19 protein-coding genes and 1 other RNA gene are annotated in these 18,993 nt (G+C 50.4%); 15 read left to right on the forward strand and 5 right to left on the reverse strand.

Features of this window, described 5'->3' with window-relative positions; translation table 11 throughout:
- Positions 1–60: 60 nt before the first annotated feature.
- From ACTHRE_RS04635 to murU, 14 genes are all read left to right on the forward strand, one after another.
- Positions 61–1,962: a polysaccharide biosynthesis protein gene (locus ACTHRE_RS04635; RefSeq protein ID WP_107792221.1), complete on the forward strand. Its 1,902-nt coding sequence runs from the start codon at positions 61–63 to the stop codon at positions 1,960–1,962.
- 43 nt (positions 1,963–2,005) lie between these two features.
- A complete protein-coding gene (locus ACTHRE_RS04640; protein WP_377073678.1) occupies positions 2,006–3,133 on the forward strand; it encodes a polysaccharide export protein in 1,128 nt (375 codons plus the stop codon).
- Positions 3,134–3,304: 171 nt separating this feature from the next.
- Positions 3,305–3,754 carry a low molecular weight protein-tyrosine-phosphatase gene (locus ACTHRE_RS04645; protein ID WP_070460478.1) on the forward strand — a complete coding sequence of 150 codons (450 nt, stop codon included), beginning with the start codon at positions 3,305–3,307 and terminating at the stop codon, positions 3,752–3,754.
- A gap of 26 nt (positions 3,755–3,780) precedes the next feature.
- A complete protein-coding gene (locus ACTHRE_RS04650) occupies positions 3,781–5,940 on the forward strand; it encodes a polysaccharide biosynthesis tyrosine autokinase (protein WP_440344864.1) in 2,160 nt (719 codons plus the stop codon).
- 135 nt (positions 5,941–6,075) lie between these two features.
- The gene (locus ACTHRE_RS04655) at positions 6,076–7,065 is read left to right on the forward strand and encodes an NAD(P)H-dependent glycerol-3-phosphate dehydrogenase (RefSeq protein WP_070460481.1); all 990 of its coding nucleotides are present in this window, start codon (positions 6,076–6,078) and stop codon (positions 7,063–7,065) included.
- Positions 7,066–7,139: 74 nt separating this feature from the next.
- Complete coding sequence (locus ACTHRE_RS04660) at positions 7,140–7,463, forward strand: hypothetical protein (RefSeq protein ID WP_039864236.1); 324 nt, start codon at positions 7,140–7,142, stop codon at positions 7,461–7,463.
- 11 nt (positions 7,464–7,474) lie between these two features.
- The gene (locus tag ACTHRE_RS04665; protein WP_070460483.1) at positions 7,475–7,771 is read left to right on the forward strand and encodes a cell division protein ZapA; all 297 of its coding nucleotides are present in this window, start codon (positions 7,475–7,477) and stop codon (positions 7,769–7,771) included.
- A gap of 14 nt (positions 7,772–7,785) precedes the next feature.
- Positions 7,786–7,966: non-coding RNA, 6S RNA (gene ssrS / locus ACTHRE_RS04670), on the forward strand.
- Between the two features lie 178 nt (positions 7,967–8,144).
- A complete protein-coding gene (rplM, locus tag ACTHRE_RS04675) occupies positions 8,145–8,576 on the forward strand; it encodes a 50S ribosomal protein L13 (protein WP_003684605.1) in 432 nt (143 codons plus the stop codon).
- A 12-nt stretch (positions 8,577–8,588) separates the two neighbouring features.
- Positions 8,589–8,981 (forward strand): 30S ribosomal protein S9, encoded by a 393-nt coding sequence (rpsI, locus tag ACTHRE_RS04680; RefSeq protein WP_003681515.1) that lies wholly within the window; start codon positions 8,589–8,591, stop codon positions 8,979–8,981.
- Positions 8,982–9,068: 87 nt separating this feature from the next.
- On the forward strand, positions 9,069–9,575 hold the full coding sequence (locus ACTHRE_RS04685) for a protein disulfide oxidoreductase (protein ID WP_070460484.1): 507 nt from the start codon (positions 9,069–9,071) through the stop codon (positions 9,573–9,575).
- Positions 9,576–9,918: 343 nt separating this feature from the next.
- Positions 9,919–10,356 (forward strand): homoprotocatechuate degradation operon regulator HpaR, encoded by a 438-nt coding sequence (gene hpaR, locus ACTHRE_RS04690; RefSeq protein WP_003681518.1) that lies wholly within the window; start codon positions 9,919–9,921, stop codon positions 10,354–10,356.
- 10 nt (positions 10,357–10,366) lie between these two features.
- The gene (gene hpaC, locus ACTHRE_RS04695; protein ID WP_107867842.1) at positions 10,367–10,870 is read left to right on the forward strand and encodes a 4-hydroxyphenylacetate 3-monooxygenase, reductase component; all 504 of its coding nucleotides are present in this window, start codon (positions 10,367–10,369) and stop codon (positions 10,868–10,870) included.
- Positions 10,871–10,952: 82 nt separating this feature from the next.
- Positions 10,953–11,648 (forward strand): N-acetylmuramate alpha-1-phosphate uridylyltransferase MurU, encoded by a 696-nt coding sequence (gene murU / locus ACTHRE_RS04700; RefSeq protein ID WP_070645347.1) that lies wholly within the window; start codon positions 10,953–10,955, stop codon positions 11,646–11,648.
- A 93-nt stretch (positions 11,649–11,741) separates the two neighbouring features.
- Here the strand turns inward: murU and rarD are convergent, their stop codons facing one another.
- The 5 genes from rarD to ACTHRE_RS04725 form a co-directional block, all read right to left on the reverse strand.
- Positions 11,742–12,644, reverse strand: coding sequence for an EamA family transporter RarD (rarD, locus tag ACTHRE_RS04705; protein ID WP_107867843.1), 903 nt, complete (start codon positions 12,642–12,644; stop codon positions 11,742–11,744).
- A gap of 200 nt (positions 12,645–12,844) precedes the next feature.
- Positions 12,845–13,915 (reverse strand): tRNA (adenosine(37)-N6)-threonylcarbamoyltransferase complex transferase subunit TsaD, encoded by a 1,071-nt coding sequence (tsaD, locus tag ACTHRE_RS04710; protein WP_377073684.1) that lies wholly within the window; start codon positions 13,913–13,915, stop codon positions 12,845–12,847.
- A 99-nt stretch (positions 13,916–14,014) separates the two neighbouring features.
- Positions 14,015–15,202: a c-type cytochrome biogenesis protein CcsB gene (gene ccsB, locus ACTHRE_RS04715; RefSeq protein ID WP_377073685.1), complete on the reverse strand. Its 1,188-nt coding sequence runs from the start codon at positions 15,200–15,202 to the stop codon at positions 14,015–14,017.
- The gene (locus tag ACTHRE_RS04720) at positions 15,195–17,147 is read right to left on the reverse strand and encodes a cytochrome c biogenesis protein ResB (RefSeq protein WP_377073730.1); all 1,953 of its coding nucleotides are present in this window, start codon (positions 17,145–17,147) and stop codon (positions 15,195–15,197) included. The genes ccsB and ACTHRE_RS04720 overlap by 8 nt, the downstream gene beginning before the upstream one ends.
- Before the next feature lie 265 nt (positions 17,148–17,412).
- Entirely contained in the window at positions 17,413–18,036 is a 624-nt protein-coding gene (locus ACTHRE_RS04725; RefSeq protein WP_003684518.1) for a c-type cytochrome, read from the reverse strand.
- A gap of 215 nt (positions 18,037–18,251) precedes the next feature.
- On the opposite strand from ACTHRE_RS04725, the gene yihA reads away from it, so the two are divergent.
- Positions 18,252–18,893, forward strand: coding sequence for a ribosome biogenesis GTP-binding protein YihA/YsxC (gene yihA, locus ACTHRE_RS04730; RefSeq protein WP_377073686.1), 642 nt, complete (start codon positions 18,252–18,254; stop codon positions 18,891–18,893).
- Positions 18,894–18,993 lie beyond the last annotated feature (100 nt).

Below are 18,993 nucleotides of genomic sequence, written 5' to 3' on the forward strand. Positions count from 1 at the left end.
GCCTGCTTCAAACAATCCGTACCAAGCCACATTACAACACTCAGACACAAGAAATATAAAATGAACTTGGAAACCCTGCTGGCTCTGCCGCGCAACCTTAAAAAAACCTTCTTCGTCATCCACGATATCTTGATGATATTCGTGGCGTTTTGGTTTGCCCAAAGCCTCAAAGTGCAATATTCCGACGAATGGTTGAGTATCGCCAACTGGCTGGCTTTCGGCAGCACCGCTGTGCTGACCATTATCCTTTTCATCCGTATCGGCCTCTATCGCGCCGTCACGCGCTTTGTCAGCATCCGCGTCCTGACCGCCGCCGCATTCGGCAGCATCATTTCAGCGGTCTTGTTCTGCCTGACCACCCTGATTTTTGAACAAAAACTACACCTTGCCCTGCCCATCGTCTATTTCTTGGTCTTGGTGGTTGGCGTTACCAGCTCGCGCATGATCCTGCGTGCGATTCTGACCGATCATCACCGCAAACAAATGACCCCCGTCATCATCTACGGCGCAGGCCAATCCGGCCGCCAATTACTGGAAGCCATCAAACAGGTTAACGAATACTCGGCCATCGCCTTTGTCGATGACAACCCGAAAATCCAACGTACCGTCATCTATGACCTTGCCGTCTACAACCCCAACGAAATCCCGATGCTGATCAGCCGCTACGGCGTCCGCAAAATTCTGCTGGCGATTCCAAGTTCTACGCCTGAAGAACGCAAAGACATCATCCGCCGCCTCGAAGCATACAAATGCGAAGTCCTGACCATTCCGGGCATGAAAGATTTGGTCGACGGTAAAATCAACGTCAGCTCATTGAAAAAAATCTCTGTGGTCGATTTGCTCGGCCGCGCACCTGTGGCACCGCGCCCTGAATTAATGAGCGCCGACATCAGCGACAAAGTCGTGATGGTGACCGGCGCAGGCGGCTCTATCGGCTCCGAACTTTGCCGTCAGATTCTCAACTGCCGTCCGACCAAACTGCTGTTGTTTGAATTGTCCGAATTTGCCCTATACAGCATAGACAAAGAATTGCGCGAAACCCAAGCCGCGCAAGGCAGCCAAGTCGAAATCGTACCGCTTTTGGGTTCGGTTCAAAACAAAGAACGCCTTAGCAGCATCATGAAGGCCTATCACGTCGACACCGTCTACCATGCCGCAGCCTATAAACACGTCCCTATGGTTGAGTTCAACACCATAGAAGGCATTCAAAACAACGTGTTCGGCACACTCTGCTGCGCGCAGGCTGCCGTAGATGCAGGCGTTTCCACCTTTGTTTTGATTTCCACCGACAAAGCCGTCCGACCGACCAATACCATGGGTGCCAGCAAACGCATGGCCGAACTCTGCCTGCAAGCCCTTGCCGCCGAGCCGGAACAAAAAACACGCTTCTGCATGGTGCGTTTCGGCAATGTATTGGGTTCGTCCGGCTCCGTTGTCCCCGTATTTGAAAAACAAATTGCCGAAGGCGGCCCGATTACCCTGACCCACCAAGACATTACCCGCTACTTCATGACCATTCCCGAAGCAGCGCAACTGGTTATCCAAGCCGGCGCAATGGGTAAAGGTGGCGACGTATTCGTCCTCGACATGGGCGAATCCGTCAAAATCATCGACCTTGCCCGTCAAATGATTGTCCTCAGCGGCCTCAAAGTCAAAGATGAGCAACACCCACACGGCGACATCGAAATCAAGATTACCGGCCTGCGCCCAGGCGAGAAACTTTATGAAGAACTGCTCATCGGCGATGAGGTGCAAAAAACCACTCATCCCCGTATTATGACCGCCAGTGAAGTAATGCTTCCATGGACGCAATTATCTGACATACTGTCGGAACTCCATACTGCCTGCCTAAAAAGCGACCAAGACAGCCTGCGCCAGCTTCTGCTGCGTGCACCGACAGGCTTCGTACCTAAAGACGGTATCTGCGATTTGGTTTGGCAACAAAACAATAATGCCGTCTGAACATTTTCAGACGGCCCGGACACCATCCCGCAAGGACTACTACATGAAAAAAACGCTCTCCCTACTTGCTCTATTAGCACTGACTGCCTGTAACAGCACGACAATTATTCCTGGTTCAACCATCAAAACCAGAACCAAAACCATTGTTTACACCGATACCGACACCGCAGCCGATACCAACCTCGACAGCCGCGTTGCCGTTTACCCCATCACGCCCAACCTGATTGAAAAAATGCGCAAGCCGCCGGTACTTTCCCAAAACAACCAAGGTTTGGAGCAAAGCAAAAGTGCTTACCGCTACCGCATCGGCAGCGGCGACGTCCTCAATATCATGGTTTGGGCGCACTCCGACCTCAACTCCCCTATCCAGCAAAGCAACCCGCAAACCAACCAAGTCAGCCGCGGTGCCTGGGTAGATGAGGGCGGTTACATAACTTACCCATTGGCAGGCAAAATTCAAGCCAAAGGCAAAACTTTGGACGAATTGCAAAATACCCTGACCAACCTTCTGAAACGCTACATCAAAAATCCTCAAGTAGCCATCAACGTTACCGAATTCCGTTCGCAACGCATTTCAGTATCCGGTGCCATCAACCAAGCAGGTCAGCTGCCGATTACCAATATCCCGATGACCATTTTGGACGCCATCAACCAGGCTGGCGGTGTCACCCAAAGTGCCGACACCCAACACATCAAATGGACGCACAACGGCGTCGACCGCACCCTCTCCCTGCAAGACATGCTGCAATACGGCGATATGTCGCAAAACCATCTTCTCAGCCATGGCGACATCGTTTACGTTCCTAACAGCAGCAACAACAAAATCTACATCATGGGTGAAGTCGGCAAACAAGCCACCCTGCCGATCGGCAATCACGGCCTCAACCTGACCCAAGCGCTCGGCGAAGTCGGCGGCATGAACCAAAACTATGCTGATGCAACCGGCGTATTCGTGATCCGCCGCGCACCTGAAGATGCGGCCAAACCTATCCACATCTACCAGCTCAACCTGAAAGATGCGACTTCTTACGCGCTGGGCAGCGAATTCAAACTGCGTTCGGAAGATACCGTTTACGTTACCGCCGCCCCGGTTACCCGTTGGAACCGCGTAATGTCACAAATTACCAACTCCATCAGCAACGTCAACACCCTCGACAATACATTTAAATAAACAGTGGTTCCTGCTGTCAGACCCTTGTTTGACAGCAGGATACAAAATTACGCACAATCCAAACCAATTACATAAACGGCATACAAAAGCCGTACACACCACATAAACGGAAAAGCAGTATCTTATAGTCTGACTCACGCTTTTTTCAGACCATAAACCGAAAACAATATCATGTACCACAACATACTCATCGTCTGCCTAGGCAACATCTGCCGCTCCCCTACAGCAGAGCGGATCATGCAGAAAAAACTACCCGGCCATCAAATCAGCAGCGCCGGCATAAAAGCACTGACAGGGAAGGATGCCGATTTCCAAGCCATTAAAACCGCACTCAAACACGGCGTTATCGTTGCAGGCCATACGGCACGCCAGCTGACCGCCCAAATGTGCGAACAGGCCGATTTGATTCTTGTGATGGAGCCCAGTCAAATCGATATGGTGGCCGACATCCATTCGCCGGCACGCAGCAAAACCATGCTGTTTGCCCAATGGTTGCCTAAAAAAACCGTACCTGACCCATACAAACAAAGCAGCGAAATGTTTGAAGCCGTTTTTGAACAGCTCAATGCTGCCGCAGACACTTGGAAAACCAAACTAAACGGAAAAACTCAACCGGTATAAAACCGGCATGAACAAGAAAGCAAGCAATGAAAAAAACGACCTACATACCTTACAGCGCAGACAACGACGAAATCGACTTCGGCCAACAGCTGCGCGTCATTTGGACAAATAAATACAAAATCCTCGCTGCCCTGCTTGCAGGCGGCATTCTTGGCGCAGCCTTTAGCTTGGCATCCACTCCGCAATACCGTGCCGACGCCATGCTGGAAATTGAAACGCGACAAAACCAAATCCTGACCGAAATCAACAGCATCTTCAACAATCAAACCACGCCGTCTGAAGCAGAAGTCGAGCTGGTTCAATCACGCTTAGTGCTGGGTAAAACCGTTGACGACCTTCAACTTGACCAAGAAGTCAAAGCCAAATACACACCCGTTATCGGCAGCCTGATGCACAACATCAGCGGCGACCCCGATCCTAAATTGACCGTCGGCAGCTTTACCGTACAAGACGAATGGTTCAACAAAACCTTCACGCTGACCGCCAAAAGCAACAAGGCCTATACCCTTACCCTGCCTGACAAACGCGTCGTCGAAGGCAAGGTCGGCGTGCCTCTGAAAATCAACAATCACACCACCCTCAAAATCGATCAAATCTTGGCCAATCCGGGTCAAGAATTTGCGTTGACCAAGTTCTCCCGCATCAGTGCGATCGAAAACATCCAAAACAAACTGGCGGTCATCAGCAAAGGTAAAACCAGCCCCATCATCAACCTTGCCTTTACCGGCACCGACCCTAAACGTACCAGCGTCATCCTCAACAGCATTGCCGACAACTACGTTGCGCAAAACCGTGAACGCGACGTCCAAGTTGCATCCAGCGGTTTGGCCTTCATCAGCGAAGAATTGCCACGCTTGAAAGAAACCTTGCAAGACGCTGAAAACAAACTCAATGCCTACCGCCAACAATCAGGCTCTCTCGACATTCCGCTCGAGTCCAAAGGTGCATTGGAAAGCCTGACCGGCATCGAAACCCAAATTACCCTGCTCAAAACCGAAGAAGCAGGTTTGGCCGAGCTGTACACGCCGGAACACCCTTCCTATAAAGCCGTATTGGACAAACTTGCCGTCCTCGAGCGTGCTAAAAACAAAATTAATCAACAAATTGCCGAGTTACCGAATACCCAACAAGAAGTTATCCGCCTGACCCGAGACGTAGAAACCAACCAGGCTACCTACGTCCAACTGTTGAGTAAACAACAAGAACTCAACATCATGAAAGCCAGTGCGCAAGGTAATGTCCGCATCGTCGATTATGCCTATGTCCCTGAAAACCCCGTTGCACCGCGCAAAGCCGTCATCACGTTCCTGAGCGCACTTGCCGCAGGCTCATTGACCGCTTTGTGGCTGATGATTCGCAACCGCATGAAAAACGGCATTACTTCATCTGCAGAAATCGAAAACCTCAATTTGGAAGTCGTCGCTCTTGTTCCGCACTCCAAAACCCAGCAAAAACGCGACTTCTTCAAAAGCAAATTCAAGAAAACCGGCGGCCGTTCCAACTATCTGCTGGCCAGTGAAGACCGCGCCGATACTGCCGTCGAAGCCATCCGCGCCCTGCGCACCAACATCTACTTCTCCATGCTGGACGCACCTAACAACGTCCTCATGATTACCGGTGCCGCGCCTGAAGCAGGTAAATCCTTTATCTCGGCCAACCTCGCCACCGTAATGGCACAATCCGGCAAACGCGTTCTGCTTATCGATACCGATATGCGCAAAGGCTACCTCGACCGACTCTTCGGCCTTACCCCCGAGTTCGGCTTGTCTGACATCCTCGACGGCAAAGCCGCTCCGGCCAAAGCCGTACAAGAGACCGGCATTGAAAACCTCCACCTCATCAGCAGCGGCAGCTATCCTAGCAATCCGTCCGAGCTTTTGATGGACAAACGTTTCAACGAGTTGCTCACCCACGCGCGCCAACGCTACGATTACGTCATCTTGGACACGCCGCCCGTATTGGCCGTGACCGACGCCGTCATCATCGGCCAACATGCAGGCACCGTCCTGATGATCAGCCGTTATGCACACACGCGTGCACGAGAGCTTGAGGCCAGCGTTGAACGCCTCAAACAAAACCACATCAACATCAAAGGTGTCGTCCTCAACGGTATGAAGCGCGAAGCCAACAACAGCTACGACTACTACGCCTACGATGCCTACCATTCCGGTAACAATAAATCATAAACCGAAGCAGGCCGTCTGAACTTTCAGACGGCCTAAGGCTTTTTAAACGGCACAAAAAATTTTTCACAAACGCCGCCCTTGCACCCCAAAGCCGTTTGTTTTAAAGTAAGCCCCGTTCCCATATGGAAGAGAAACATGAAAATTACCGTCATCGGCGCAGGTTCGTGGGGTACAGCTCTCGCGTTGCACTTTGCGCACCACAACAATGAAGTTGCACTTTGGACACGCAATCCCGACCAAATCCGCACCCTGCAAGCAGATCGCGAAAACAAACGCGGCCTGCCCGGCTTCCCTTTCCCTGAGTCCCTGACCGCTCATGCCGATTTGGGAGAAGCGCTGAAAGACAGCCAACTTGCCCTGATCGTCACCTCCGTAGCCGGACTCAGAAGCAGCGCCGAGTTGCTCAAACAGCATAACGCCGCCGATATTCCCGTTCTCGCCGCCTGCAAAGGTTTTGAACAAGATACCGGCCTTTTGACTTTCCAAGTACTGAAAGAAGTCCTGCCTAACAATAAAAAAATCGGCGTTCTCTCAGGACCGAGCTTTGCCCAAGAACTTGCAGCACAACTACCTTGCGCCGTCGTGCTTGCCTCCGAAAACAAAGACTGGGTGGAGGAAACCACTGCCCAACTGAACACCAACGTGATGCGTCTGTACGGCAGCACCGACGTCATCGGCGTCGCTGTGGGCGGTGCCGTTAAAAACGTCATGGCAATTGCCACCGGCCTTTCAGACGGCCTCGAATACGGCCTCAATGCACGCGCAGCCTTAGTAACACGCGGCCTTGCCGAAATCACCCGCCTTGCCATCGCCATGGGCGCACAACCTAAAACCATGATGGGCTTGGCAGGCATCGGCGACCTTATCCTAACCTGTACCGGCGCACTCTCGCGCAACCGCCGCGTCGGCCTCGGCCTCGCAGAAGGCAAAGAGTTGCATCAAGTGCTTGTTGAAATCGGCCACGTTTCCGAAGGCGTCAGCACCATTGAAGAAGTCTTCAACACCGCTGCCAAATACCAAATCGATATGCCCATCACTCAAACCCTGCTACAACTCATCCGCAAAGAAATGACCCCGCAGCAAGTCGTTGAACGACTGATGGAACGAAGCGCGCGCTTCGAATAAACGGTCGCGCCGTCTGCCATTCAGACGGCCTGACGCACAATATGGCGGCCATCAGGCCGTCTGAAGGGAAACACATGAACCAATCACTGAACAATCTGGAAATCAACGTTTACCAACTTGTCCAAAAATTTGAAACGCTGGTTTCAGAAAACCGCCGTCTCAACGAAGAAATCGACAGACTCAAACTCGAGCAAGAGCAACAAAAACACCAACACGACGCTGCCATTGACGAACTTAGTGAAGCCTTGCTGGTTCAAGTCGGCAAACTCAAAGAAGACCTGCAAAGCAAAATTGACAACCTGACTGCCGAAAAAGAAAACTACCGCAACGCGCTGGCCCAAAGTGCAGACCAAATCCGCAGCCTCATTGCCCGATTGCCCCAAGAAACACAACAATAAAAGGATGCCTCGTGAGTATCGAACAAGTCAATCTCGACATCATGAATGTCAACTTCACCATCAACACGCCGAGTGAAGAAAAAGCCACCCTCCTGCAAGCCGTTGAAATGCTAAACAAAAAAAGCGATGCGATTAAAGAAAGCGGCCGCATCGTCGGCACGGACAAAATCGTCGTCATGGCAGCCCTCAACGTTGTACACGACCTCTTGAAAGCCACCCTCAACGACGATTTGGCAATCGGTGAATTTGAGCGTAGAATAACCGACATGAACAACGCGTGCCAAAAAGCACTGGCGCGCTTGGAGTAAAACTGATTTTCCCCTTTTCCCTGCGGTGTTCGCGAAGGCATACATTCCTTTGAACCAATACGTTCGCTTTAGGTTGCCGGGAGCTGTAGTGGGCGCGAGCGTCCGTTTATCGGACGCACCCGAAACTACCCGAGGTGACCGCCTTGTCAGCAAGGTTCAAGCGGATTCAGCCTAAACGGCACTCGTGGGGATTCCCTAAAAAAGCCATACCGACAGGTGTGGCTTTTCCCTTTCCAAGTAAAGACTTTCGTAAAGATTTCCGGCCGTCTGAAAAAACCGCATATTCATGCATCAAACACGTTCGATTAAGATTGACAAAAACCAATCTCCTCTTTAAAATCCATAACTTTCTATATATATCTGGATTCCAACCATGAAAACCTTCTCTGCAAAACCCCACGAGGTGAAGCGCGAATGGTTCGTCATTGACGCAGAAGACAAAGTTCTGGGTCGTGTCGCAGCCGAAGTCGCACACCGTCTGCGCGGCAAACACAAACCCGAATACACCCCTCACGTTGATACCGGCGACTACATCATCGTCATCAACGCAGACAAACTGCGCGTGACCGGTGCTAAATTCGAAGACAAAAAATACTTCCGTCACTCTGGTTTCCCAGGCGGCATCTACGAGCGTACTTTCCGTGAAATGCAAGAGCAATTCCCTGGCCGCGCTTTGGAACAAGCCGTAAAAGGCATGTTGCCTAAAGGTCCTCTGGGCTACGCCATGATCAAAAAACTGAAAGTGTACGCCGGCGCCGAACACGGCCACGCTGCACAACAACCTAAAGTTTTGGAACTGAAATAATAAGGACACGACATGAACGGTAAATACTACTACGGCACAGGCCGCCGCAAAAGTTCAGTGGCTCGTGTATTCTTGACTAAAGGTACCGGCCAAATCATCGTAAACGGCCGCCCCGTTGACGAATTTTTCGCACGTGAAACCAGCCGCATGGTTGTACGTCAACCTCTGGTTTTGACTGAAAATGCCGAATCTTTCGACATCAAAGTTAACGTAACCGGTGGTGGCGAAACTGGTCAATCCGGCGCCATCCGTCACGGCATCACCCGTGCACTGATCGACTTCGATGCAGCTCTGAAACCAGCCCTGTCTCAAGCAGGCTTCGTTACTCGCGATGCTCGTGAAGTTGAACGTAAAAAACCTGGTTTGCGCAAAGCACGTCGCGCAAAACAATTCTCCAAACGTTAATACGTTTTCAGAATCGAATCAAAAAGCCTTGCTTTGCAAGGCTTTTTTCATTTATCAAACAATAATCCAATATCCCCGCAATATATGATGAAAACCCTGCTCCACTACGCCAAATCATTGCTTCAGGCTGTGATTCTCTTCATCTTCTTATCCCTGATTGTCGACTGGGTGCGCAAGCCTGACCAACCTTTGCAGTCGGCAGCACAAACACTGACTTTAACCAATGGTCAAACCACTTCCCTCCAATCCTTCAGCCAAAATCGGGTTGCCGTCGTTTATTTTTGGGGCAGCTGGTGTCGTATTTGTTCATACACATCATCAACCATAGAAAAACTGCACCAAGACAATATCCCAACATTGGGCGTAGCCTTGCGCTCCGGAAGTGACGCGGACATTGCCCACCATATGCAACAAAACAATCTATCCTTTCCAAACTTCAACGATTCAGACGGCCTGATGGCTCAAAAATGGAACATAGCCGTCACACCAACCATTATCATATTAAAAGATGGCAAAATGATTCATCACACATCCGGACTTTCCAGTTATATCGGATTAAAAATCAGAATTTACTTGGCAAATATCTTCAGCTAAATTCATTGAAAATCCACTAAAAATAGGAAATCTAAAGAATAATTTCACCTGAATACATTCAAACAATTCAATTTCATAAATAAATAAACTATCGCTTTCCCAATAACATATCATTTTGTTGAGATTATAAAGAAAATAGACTAAGATATAACCATAAGAACAATTGGAAACATTATTATCAAAACAAACTGTTAGAGATTCTCATCTAATATTGTGGCAGTGATGCTTTTGTTCCCATAAACCCGGCTGCCGACGGCAGCATTAAAAAAACAGCAATATTCGCCTTTATCAATCTACCTCACGCTTCAACGGTTTGATTTTTGATAACACCGGAGACTTAGTAATGCCCAACCAATCTAAACATGCATCTATCAATATCGGTCTAATTCAGGCACGGGAAGCATTGATGACCCAATTCCGCCCTATTCTGAACCAAGCCAATATTACTGACCAGCAATGGCGTATCATCCGGCTCTTAGCGGAAAACGGCACACTCGACTTTCAAGATTTGGCCAATCAGGCCTGCATCCTTCGCCCCAGCCTGACCGGCATTCTGACCCGCTTGGAAAAAGCAGGTTTGGCCGTGCGCCTGAAGCCTTCCAACGACCAACGCCGCGTTTACCTTAAACTGACGCCCGAAGGCGAGAAACTCTATGAATCCACCGGCGCATTGGTTGACGAACGCTACGATGCGATTGAAAAAGTTCTATCCAAAGAAAAAATGGCACAACTCAAAGAACTCTTGGCAGAGCTGGCTAAAATCGAACAGGCATTAAAATAAAGAAAGCCGGATGACAGACTCAACACACACACTCAAGAGACCATTTCGAGATGCCATGGCCTCCTGTGCCGCCGGCGTACACGTCATCACGACAGACGGCGAAGCGGGACGCTATGGCATTACCATGACTGCCGTAACTGCCGTTACCGACGAGCCGCCGACGGTCATGCTGTGCATCAACCGCCAATCCGCCATCATTCCCATCCTGCAAGGCAACCGTGATTTGTGTATCAACACGCTCAACGACAGCCAGCAGGATGTCGCCGAACACTTTGCCGGACTGACCGACCTATCGCCCGAAGAACGCTTCGAATACCATATTTGGCACAGGGGACAAACCGGACAGCTCGAGGTAGAAGGCGCGCTGGCGCACCTGCACGGCAGCATTGTCGATCAACGCGAAATCGGCACGCATTACGTCTTTTTCGTTCAGATCAACGAAATCCGCAATACCGACACACAAGCACCGGCATTGCTGTATTTTCGTAGGCAATTCAAATATTTGGATAAATAAAGGTCTCAGGCCGTCTGAAACATCGGTTTCATTTTTCAGACGGCCTGAGACCTTTTCTGGCTCATACATTATAGGCACCCTCATGAAAGCAATGATACTGGCCGCCGGTCGCGGCGAACGCATGCGCCCCTTGACCGACCACACACCCAAACCCTTACTCGAAGTAGCAGGCACGCCGCTTATCGGTTGGCACTTGCGCCGCCTGCAACAGGCCGGTTTCACTGAAATCGTCATCAACCATGCCTGGCTTGGCCAACAAATCGAAGATACCTTGAAAGACGGTTCGGACTACGGCGTGCGCATTGCCTATTCTCCAGAACTCGCCGGAGGCCTGGAAACCGCCGGTGGCATTGCCACTGCCCTGCCTCTTTTGGGCGACGAGCCGTTTTTGGTCGTCAATGGCGATGTGTTGACTGACATTGATTTCCAAGCTGCACGACTGGCTGCCCAGCGTATGCAGGAACACAACCTTCTCGCCCATTTATGGCTGGTGGACAATCCACCACACCATCCCGAAGGCGACTTCGGCCTGCTTTCAGACGGCCTGGTATCCGCCTCATCTGCAGACGGCCAAGCCCTGACTTTCAGCGGCGTGGGCGTTTATCATCCCGCACTTTTCAAAGATACCCCGGCGCATCAGGCTGCCAAACTTGCCCCTCTGTTGCGTCAAGCCATGAGCCAAAGCCAAATCAGCGGCGAACACCACAACGGCCTTTGGTTGGACGTCGGCACAGTCGAACGCCTGCAAGAAGCCGACCGTGTCGCCCAAAGCTGGTAAAACAAAAGGGGCGTATCCGATACGTCCCTTTCAATATCAAAGGCCGTCTGAAAATATTGGTCAACCCATTTTTCAGACGGCCTCAATCTATCATCAAGCTTTAGCCAATTTCTTTTCTTTCTTCATTCCCAACAAGCCATTGACAATCATCACGCACAATCCCGACCAAATCAGGCCATAGCCGATCAATGCGCCTTTTTCTACCGGCTCGCCCAGCCACACAATCGACACGATAAAAAGCAATACAGGTTCCAAATAGCTCAACATACCGAACACCGCAACCTGCAACAACTGACTCGCCTTCAAATTCAAGTGCATAGATATTGCGCTATTGAAGCCTAGCAACACAATAAAGAAAATTAAAACTGGTTTGGCCGCAATCATCGCGGGTGTATCCGTTGCCAGCACAATATACGCCAACGCAAATGGCGTAATCATCATCAAATCAAAAGTCAGACCGATTAAAGAAGGCACGCCGAGTTTTCGGCGCGGCAGATAATAAAACGGATAAGTACCGAACACCCATACAGTCGTCCACGAAAACGCACCCGACCGTACCAATTCACATGCTACGCCTGCACATGCCAACGCAACGGCAACCATCTGCAATCGGTTTAAACGCTCTTTAAACCAAATCCGTCCACCCAGCATCATCGCCAAAGGAAACAGGAAATAACCCATGGCGATGTTTACCCCTTCGCCGTTGACCGGCCCCCAGACAAACAGCCACAACTGGCTGGCAAATATCGGCGTCGGCAATACAATCAACAGCCACCGCTTCCAATCGCGGCCGATATTGTTCGCAAACCGCGCCGCCGCCTGCCAACCGTTGACCATCGTCATCAGCACGCATAAAGCCGACAGCATCGCCACCATACGCCACGCAAAAATTTCCGTGCCGCTCATCGGCTGCATCCATACGCCGTACAGAAAAAGCATGGCAAACAATACATTGGACGTTATGGCCGCCAGCAAACCTTTGGATAAATTCGTCATTTCAGACAGCCTTCCTAGATAAATCAATATTGATATTGTAAAGAAAATGTGTGAAAAAATTTCTCATATTTTTTTATATAACAAAGATAATTTTTCTATTATGATTAAAAAATCAAAAAAAATTACATTCAAAGGCCGTCTGAAAACCATATTTTTGGGTTTTCAGACGGCCTTTCATTGCATCGAAGCAGTCTAATGCATCAGCCCTGCTTCACAATATCCGACAGCGGCCAGCGCGGCTTGACATTGAATGCGCCGACAGCCTGACGCTCGGCAAGACGCATCGCGCCGGCAAAGGCAATCATTGCGCCGTTGTCGGTGCAATATGCCATCGGCGGGAAATAGACGTTGATTTTTTCTTCCTGAGGTTTGGATTTGCCTTTTTCAGATGGCATTTTGACGGTTAAGCGCGAAAATTCATCACGCAGTTTCCAGTTTGCACCCACACCGCCGGCAACCACCAAAGTTCTGAAGCCGGTATCCAACAACGCTTTTTTGGCTTTGGCCGCCAATACGTCAACCACCGCATCTTGGAAAGCGCGGCAAATGTCGTTACGCGTCTGCTCGGGAATTTCATCGTTGCCTGTTTCGGCACGGACTTTTTCGACAGCGGTCAAAACGGCAGTTTTCAAACCGGAAAAGCTCATCTGCAAATCGTGCGAATGGAGCATGGGGCGTGGGAATGTGAAGGCATCAGGCGTGCCGAGTTTGGCCAGCTCGGATAATTTGGCACCGCCGGGATAAGGCAGGCCCAAAAGCTTGGCCGTTTTATCAAACGCTTCGCCTGCTGCATCGTCCACGCTTTCACCCAGCAAGGTGTAATCGCCGATACCGCGTACAGCCATAAATTGCGTATGTCCGCCCGACACCAGCAAAGCGACAAATGGAAATTTAGGTTTGTCGTCTGCCAATAAAGGCGAGAGCAAATGGCCTTCAAGATGGTGAACGGGGATAACGGGCTTGCCGATGGCAAATGCCAAGGCATTGGCGAAGCCTGAACCGGCCAGTAATGCGCCACCCAAGCCCGGACCTTGCGTAAAGGCAACCGCGTCGATGTCGGCATAGCCTACGCCTGCTTCCTTCAAGCAACCTTGCGTCAACGGCACGACACGGCGGATATGGTCGCGGCTGGCCAATTCGGGGACAACGCCGCCGTATTCGGCGTGCATCGCCATTTGTGTGTGCAAATGATGCGCCAACAGGCCGCGCTCGGTATCGTAGAGCGCAACGCCGGTTTCGTCACAAGATGATTCAATTCCTAATACCAACATGGTTTGAGGCCGTCTGAAAAAATGATTAAAAACGATTCAGACGGCGTTTTCCCCGAAAACGGAAAAAGGCCGTCTGAAATAAAGTGCGGGATAAGCTACTTACAAAGTGCCGTAAGAATGCAGGCCGCTCAAGAACATATTCACGCCGATAAAGGCAAAGGCGGTAATGACCAGGCCGATGACCGCCCACCAAGCCAACACTTTGCCGCGCCAGCCTGCCACCAGCCGCAAATGCAACCAGATAGCGTAATTCAGCCAAACGATGAATGCCCAAGTCTCTTTCGGGTCCCAGCTCCAATAGCGGCCCCACGCGTCAGCCGCCCACAATGCGCCGAGAATGGTGGCAATAGTAAAGAACAAGAAACCGACGGCAATCGCTTTGTACATGACTTCTTCAATGACCTGCGAGTGTGGCAGCCATGATTTTTTGCCTGCATCTTCTTTTCTGAGTGCCAGCAGTTCGGCAATACCCAGCATGGCGGCGATACAGAATGCGCCGTAGCCGATAAAGTTGGCCGGAACGTGGATTTTCATCCACCAAGACTGCAAAGCCGGAATCAGCGGCTGAATGGCATGCGCCTCGCGTGAAACGCTGTACCACAAGACAAATCCGACCACAATCGCCATAAAGCTGAAGACGAAGCCACCCAATTTTTGTACGGCAAAACGACCTTCGTAATAGAGATACATCAGCGCCGTAATGACCAAGAACAAGATGAATACTTCGTAAAGGTTGGAAACCGGAATATGGCCGGCATCGGGACGCAGCAGATAGCTTTCATGCCAACGTACCAGCAGGCCGACAAAGCCTGCCATCGCGGAAACCCATGCAAACACGGTACCCATGCCCAAAAGCGTATTGGACGGCACATTTTTGCGCACCGCCGCTATCGCGCCGACGATATAGGCAAACAAGGCGAAGAACACAAACGCGCATTGCCACATAATCGCCGACTGACTGCTTAACAGGTATTTGAGCAGGAATCCGTCTGCGTGTTTGATGTTGCCGCCATACAAATCAACGGCCAAATACGCCAAGCACACGCCCAAAGGGATAAACCAGCGCATCGGTTTGAAAAACCAACCCAGAAAAACGGCAATACCGGCACTCGCCCACAAAATCACCATTTCGTAGATGTCCATATGCAGACCGGACTGGGTTTGGGCAATAAACGCACCGACTGCAATCAGCAGTGCGAATGCCCAGTCGAAAAGGTTGAGGTTTCGGATAAATGATTTGTGTGTCAGAAGCTCATGCTCGGGCAAGGCCTGATGTTTGTTATTCATGGTTCAAATCCTTGGCAAGCTGCTGCAATTGCCGTGTGTGTTGCGGAAATTCTTTCTGAAAGTCGCGTTCGTTGCGGCTGGAAGACATGGCAAAACGGATACGGCCGTCTGAAAACAGCAGCCAAGCGCGTTTTTCACGAATATAGAACATAAACACCGTACCCAACACCAGCAATACCGAACCCAAATACACCAAGAATGCGCCCGGCGAACGGGTCATCTGCAGGCCGGAAGAGCGCACTTCGGTAAAACTTTCCAGTTGCAGCATCATTGGCGCGGGATATTCGGTCAGACCGGTATAGGCATCCATTGCGTGCAGCAGGAAGCGGTTGCGTTTTTCATCTTGCGGCCAAGCCGGCAGATTGTATGTGCTGATCGTATCTTCCAGAGCGGCATTCATCACGCCATAGAGCATCTCATAGAAATAGCCCTGCATTTTTTCCTGCTGCTCTTTCGGAATATTGGTGGTAACAAATTCGTCCAAAGCCAAATAGCCGCCTTTGGCAAAAATCGACAAAGTGTTTTCCGCCGCTGCCATGAATTGCTCACGGATTTCGGCAGGCGCGCCTTTAACGGCATTAGCAACGGTTTTACGGCGTGCCGCATCATCTTTCAGATATTGGCGCAAAGCCATAAAGGTATCGATTTGGCCGTTTTTATCCATCGGAATGCGCAACCAACGGTATTGCTGCGCCAAACCGCTGCGTGTGCCGGTAATGAAGAAATAGTCTTCATCTTGTTTTACCGGCAACATATAGTTTTTATATTCGACCGCCTGCCCTGCTTTGTCGCGGATACGGTAAACGATAGACGGACCGATGTTGGTGTATTTTTTGCCTTCCTGACGGACGGAGCGAACATCGTTGATGGCGGATTTCAGGTTTTGTTCTTTTTCAGACGGCTCACTCATGTCTTCGACGTTCATCGAAGTAAACTGGTCGAATTCCAGTTTATAAGAGGTCTTGCCCAAATCCAGCGGAAACTCACGCATGGAAGTCGCTTTGAGTTTGACCGGAGTGCGGTCGGCATCAGCCAGATTCCACGCTTTAAACGTCAAGTCAGAGCCGCCGTCGGCAAAACTTGCCTGATAAACCGTAATACCGTGCAGCGTCAAAGGATGGTTGACGCGGATGGTGTGTTCGCTGACTTTGCCGGTTGCCTTGTCCGTTACTTCCAAATCGCTGGCAAAATCGCGCGGCATACCGGTATCGTAAAAGTCTATATGGAATTTCTTTAATTTGACCGAAAACGGCAGGTCTTGCACCAGCATGCCGTTATCCGCATTCAGAAACACCACGTCCGCGCTCTGCCCTTCCGCGATATTGACATTGCCCCTAAACGACAGGTTGGATTCACCCAACACGCTTTCAGGCTTAAAGTCTTTGGCGTAAACCGCCGTATTGTCCGGCACGACTTGGCCGGTGAGCATACCGATTTTCAGCAGGATATTGCTGTCTATCAAACCGCCCAAACAAATCACAATCAGCGCGGCATGGGCAAAGATATAGCCCCATTTGTTCATCGCGCCTTTTTTCGCCGCCACCAAAACCGAACCGTCTTCACGCGTAACGGTTTTGCAGCCGTAGCCTTGTACTTCCAAATATCGTTGCGCGACTTCGGGCGTCACCTGTCCGTCTAAAACGATGGAATGGCGCATTGCCGCCAGTGATTTTTCCTTCGCGTTTTCACGGAACGAACGAATCTCGCGCAAAAACGGCGGAACATTGCGAATCAGGCACAATCCGGTGGAAATCACCAAAAACATCATGATGACAACGAACCACGCCGAGGCGTACACGTCGTACAAGCCCAAAAAGCCGAAAATCTGCGACCAAAACGGGCCGAATTTCACCAAATAATCGACTTGTGGCTGGTTTTGCTGCAAGACCGTACCGATAATCGAAGCCACGCCCAACAGGCTGAGCAGGGCGACGGCAAAACGCATGGAGCTGAAAAAGGCAAACCACGGTCTGCGGATGAGTGGGACGGATGATGAAGATTTACTCATGTTTCAACTGTCGGCTTTGAACAACCCAATCAATCGGGCTGCGATGGACGTTATGATGCGAAAGGAAGAATACTGCATATTGTAGTAAAAATCTTGCTGTCGCTATTTGAAAAAAACAATCAGGCTTATCGGCCTATATTGGCTAAGGCCGTCTGAAGGGTTTTCAGACGGCCTGTATCAATAAGCTCGTTTCAAAACGAAATTAGTGCAAACCTTGGATGAAGTTGGCTACTGCGTTCAACTCTTCTTCGCTCAGGCGGTTGGCAATATCGGCCATGATGGCGTTTTTGCGTTGGCCGGATTGGTAAGCTTTCATTTGCTCGACAACGTAAGCCTTGTGTTGGCCGCCCAGACGAGGATAGGCTTGGATTTCAGTACCGCCGCCAGGGATACCTGCGCCGCTAGGACCGTGGCAAGACATACATGCCGGCAGTTTTTTAGCGCTCAGGCCGCCGCGATAGATTTTTGCGCCCAGCTCTGGGTTTTCTTTAGGATTGGCTTCGCCCGGTTTGCCTTGTTGTTTGGCATAGTAGGCGGCAGCGTCGCGGATGTCTTGTTCGGACAAGTTCATCACCATCGGTTTCATTACGCCGGCAGCACCGTGCGTACGGGTACCGTCTTTGATGGCCATGGTTTGACCGTAGGTGTAGGCCGCGGCCTGACCTGCCAGTTTAGGATAAGTTGCGATACCGCTGTTACCATCGGCTGCGTGACACGCCGCACAGATAGTAGTCGCTACCTGTTTGCCTTTTTCAGCATCTGCTTTAGGGGCAGCGGAAACCGCACCGGCAGCCAATACCAAGGCCAATAAAGTCAATCGTTTCATGGAGTGCTCCTGATTACAGCATTGCGTACCGCGTCAATGCCTTTTTTATACTCAAATACCGGGGAATTTTCCCGATTAAAACCGATAATTCTATAAACGTGCTATTCTATACCAAGTTTACATTAAATTACTACTCAAATTACCAAACTGCTGCAACATAAATGCCCGATACAAATTATGATGTTGCAGTTTTGTTTCCATGCAAGGAAATACTGATGAACCTTTTTCAAAACGCCAAATTCTTTACAACGGTCAACCATCTGAAAGACCTGCCCGACACGCCGGCCGAGATTGCCTTTGTCGGCCGAAGCAATGCCGGCAAATCCAGCGCTATCAATACTTTAACCAATCATGTGCGTCTTGCCTACGTTTCCAAAACACCGGGCCGCACCCAACACATTAATTTCTTTGAACTGGAAAACGGCAATTTCATGGTCGACTTGCCCGGCTACGGCTACGCGCAAGTACCGGAGGCCATTCGTGCGCACTGGGTCAAACTCTTGGGCAACTACCTGCAACAACGCCGCCAACTGATCGGCCTGATTTTGATTATGGACTCGCGCCATCCGCTTAAGGCTTTAGACATTCAAATGCTGGACTTTTTCCACATCACTGGTCGCCCTGTGCATATCCTGCTGTCAAAAGCAGACAAGCTGTCTAAAAACGACCAGATTAAAACTTTGGCGGCGGTAAAAAAATCACTCAAACCCTACACTGAGCGTCAAAAAATCAGCGTTCAACTGTTCTCCAGCCTGAAAAAACAAGGCATGGACGAAGTCAATCAGGTGGTCGGTTCATGGTTTGACGCGCATCGCGAAGAAATCAAGAATCTTGCAGGCGAAGCATCGCCTGAATGATTGTAAAACAAGGCGGAATAAGATAAGTTGACCAACCGCAAATCTTATTCCGTCATTTGGTTTCTCACCATCGCGTTTACCATTTAATCCGGGGCATGTC

Origin of the sequence: Neisseria sp. P0001.S007, from assembly GCF_051963655.1 — a bacterium.
GTDB classification, from domain to species: Bacteria; Pseudomonadota; Gammaproteobacteria; order Burkholderiales; family Neisseriaceae; genus Neisseria; species Neisseria subflava_A.

Coding starts and splice junctions, on each gene's coding strand:
- ccsB (WP_377073685.1), bottom strand. CDS start 15,202: ATGAATAACAAACATCAGGCCTTGCCCGAGCATGAGCTTCTGACACAC.
- ACTHRE_RS04635 (WP_107792221.1), top strand. CDS start 61: ATGAACTTGGAAACCCTGCTGGCTCTGCCGCGCAACCTTAAAAAAACC.
- hpaR (WP_003681518.1), top strand. CDS start 9,919: ATGCCCAACCAATCTAAACATGCATCTATCAATATCGGTCTAATTCAG.
- ACTHRE_RS04720 (WP_377073730.1), bottom strand. CDS start 17,147: ATGCGTTTTGCCGTCGCCCTGCTCAGCCTGTTGGGCGTGGCTTCGATT.
- rplM (WP_003684605.1), top strand. CDS start 8,145: ATGAAAACCTTCTCTGCAAAACCCCACGAGGTGAAGCGCGAATGGTTC.
- ACTHRE_RS04650 (WP_440344864.1), top strand. CDS start 3,781: ATGAAAAAAACGACCTACATACCTTACAGCGCAGACAACGACGAAATC.
- hpaC (WP_107867842.1), top strand. CDS start 10,367: ATGACAGACTCAACACACACACTCAAGAGACCATTTCGAGATGCCATG.
- murU (WP_070645347.1), top strand. CDS start 10,953: ATGAAAGCAATGATACTGGCCGCCGGTCGCGGCGAACGCATGCGCCCC.
- ACTHRE_RS04685 (WP_070460484.1), top strand. CDS start 9,069: ATGAAAACCCTGCTCCACTACGCCAAATCATTGCTTCAGGCTGTGATT.
- ACTHRE_RS04645 (WP_070460478.1), top strand. CDS start 3,305: ATGTACCACAACATACTCATCGTCTGCCTAGGCAACATCTGCCGCTCC.
- ACTHRE_RS04640 (WP_377073678.1), top strand. CDS start 2,006: ATGAAAAAAACGCTCTCCCTACTTGCTCTATTAGCACTGACTGCCTGT.
- yihA (WP_377073686.1), top strand. CDS start 18,252: ATGAACCTTTTTCAAAACGCCAAATTCTTTACAACGGTCAACCATCTG.
- ACTHRE_RS04725 (WP_003684518.1), bottom strand. CDS start 18,036: ATGAAACGATTGACTTTATTGGCCTTGGTATTGGCTGCCGGTGCGGTT.
- ACTHRE_RS04655 (WP_070460481.1), top strand. CDS start 6,076: ATGAAAATTACCGTCATCGGCGCAGGTTCGTGGGGTACAGCTCTCGCG.
- rarD (WP_107867843.1), bottom strand. CDS start 12,644: ATGACGAATTTATCCAAAGGTTTGCTGGCGGCCATAACGTCCAATGTA.
- ACTHRE_RS04660 (WP_039864236.1), top strand. CDS start 7,140: ATGAACCAATCACTGAACAATCTGGAAATCAACGTTTACCAACTTGTC.
- tsaD (WP_377073684.1), bottom strand. CDS start 13,915: ATGTTGGTATTAGGAATTGAATCATCTTGTGACGAAACCGGCGTTGCG.
- rpsI (WP_003681515.1), top strand. CDS start 8,589: ATGAACGGTAAATACTACTACGGCACAGGCCGCCGCAAAAGTTCAGTG.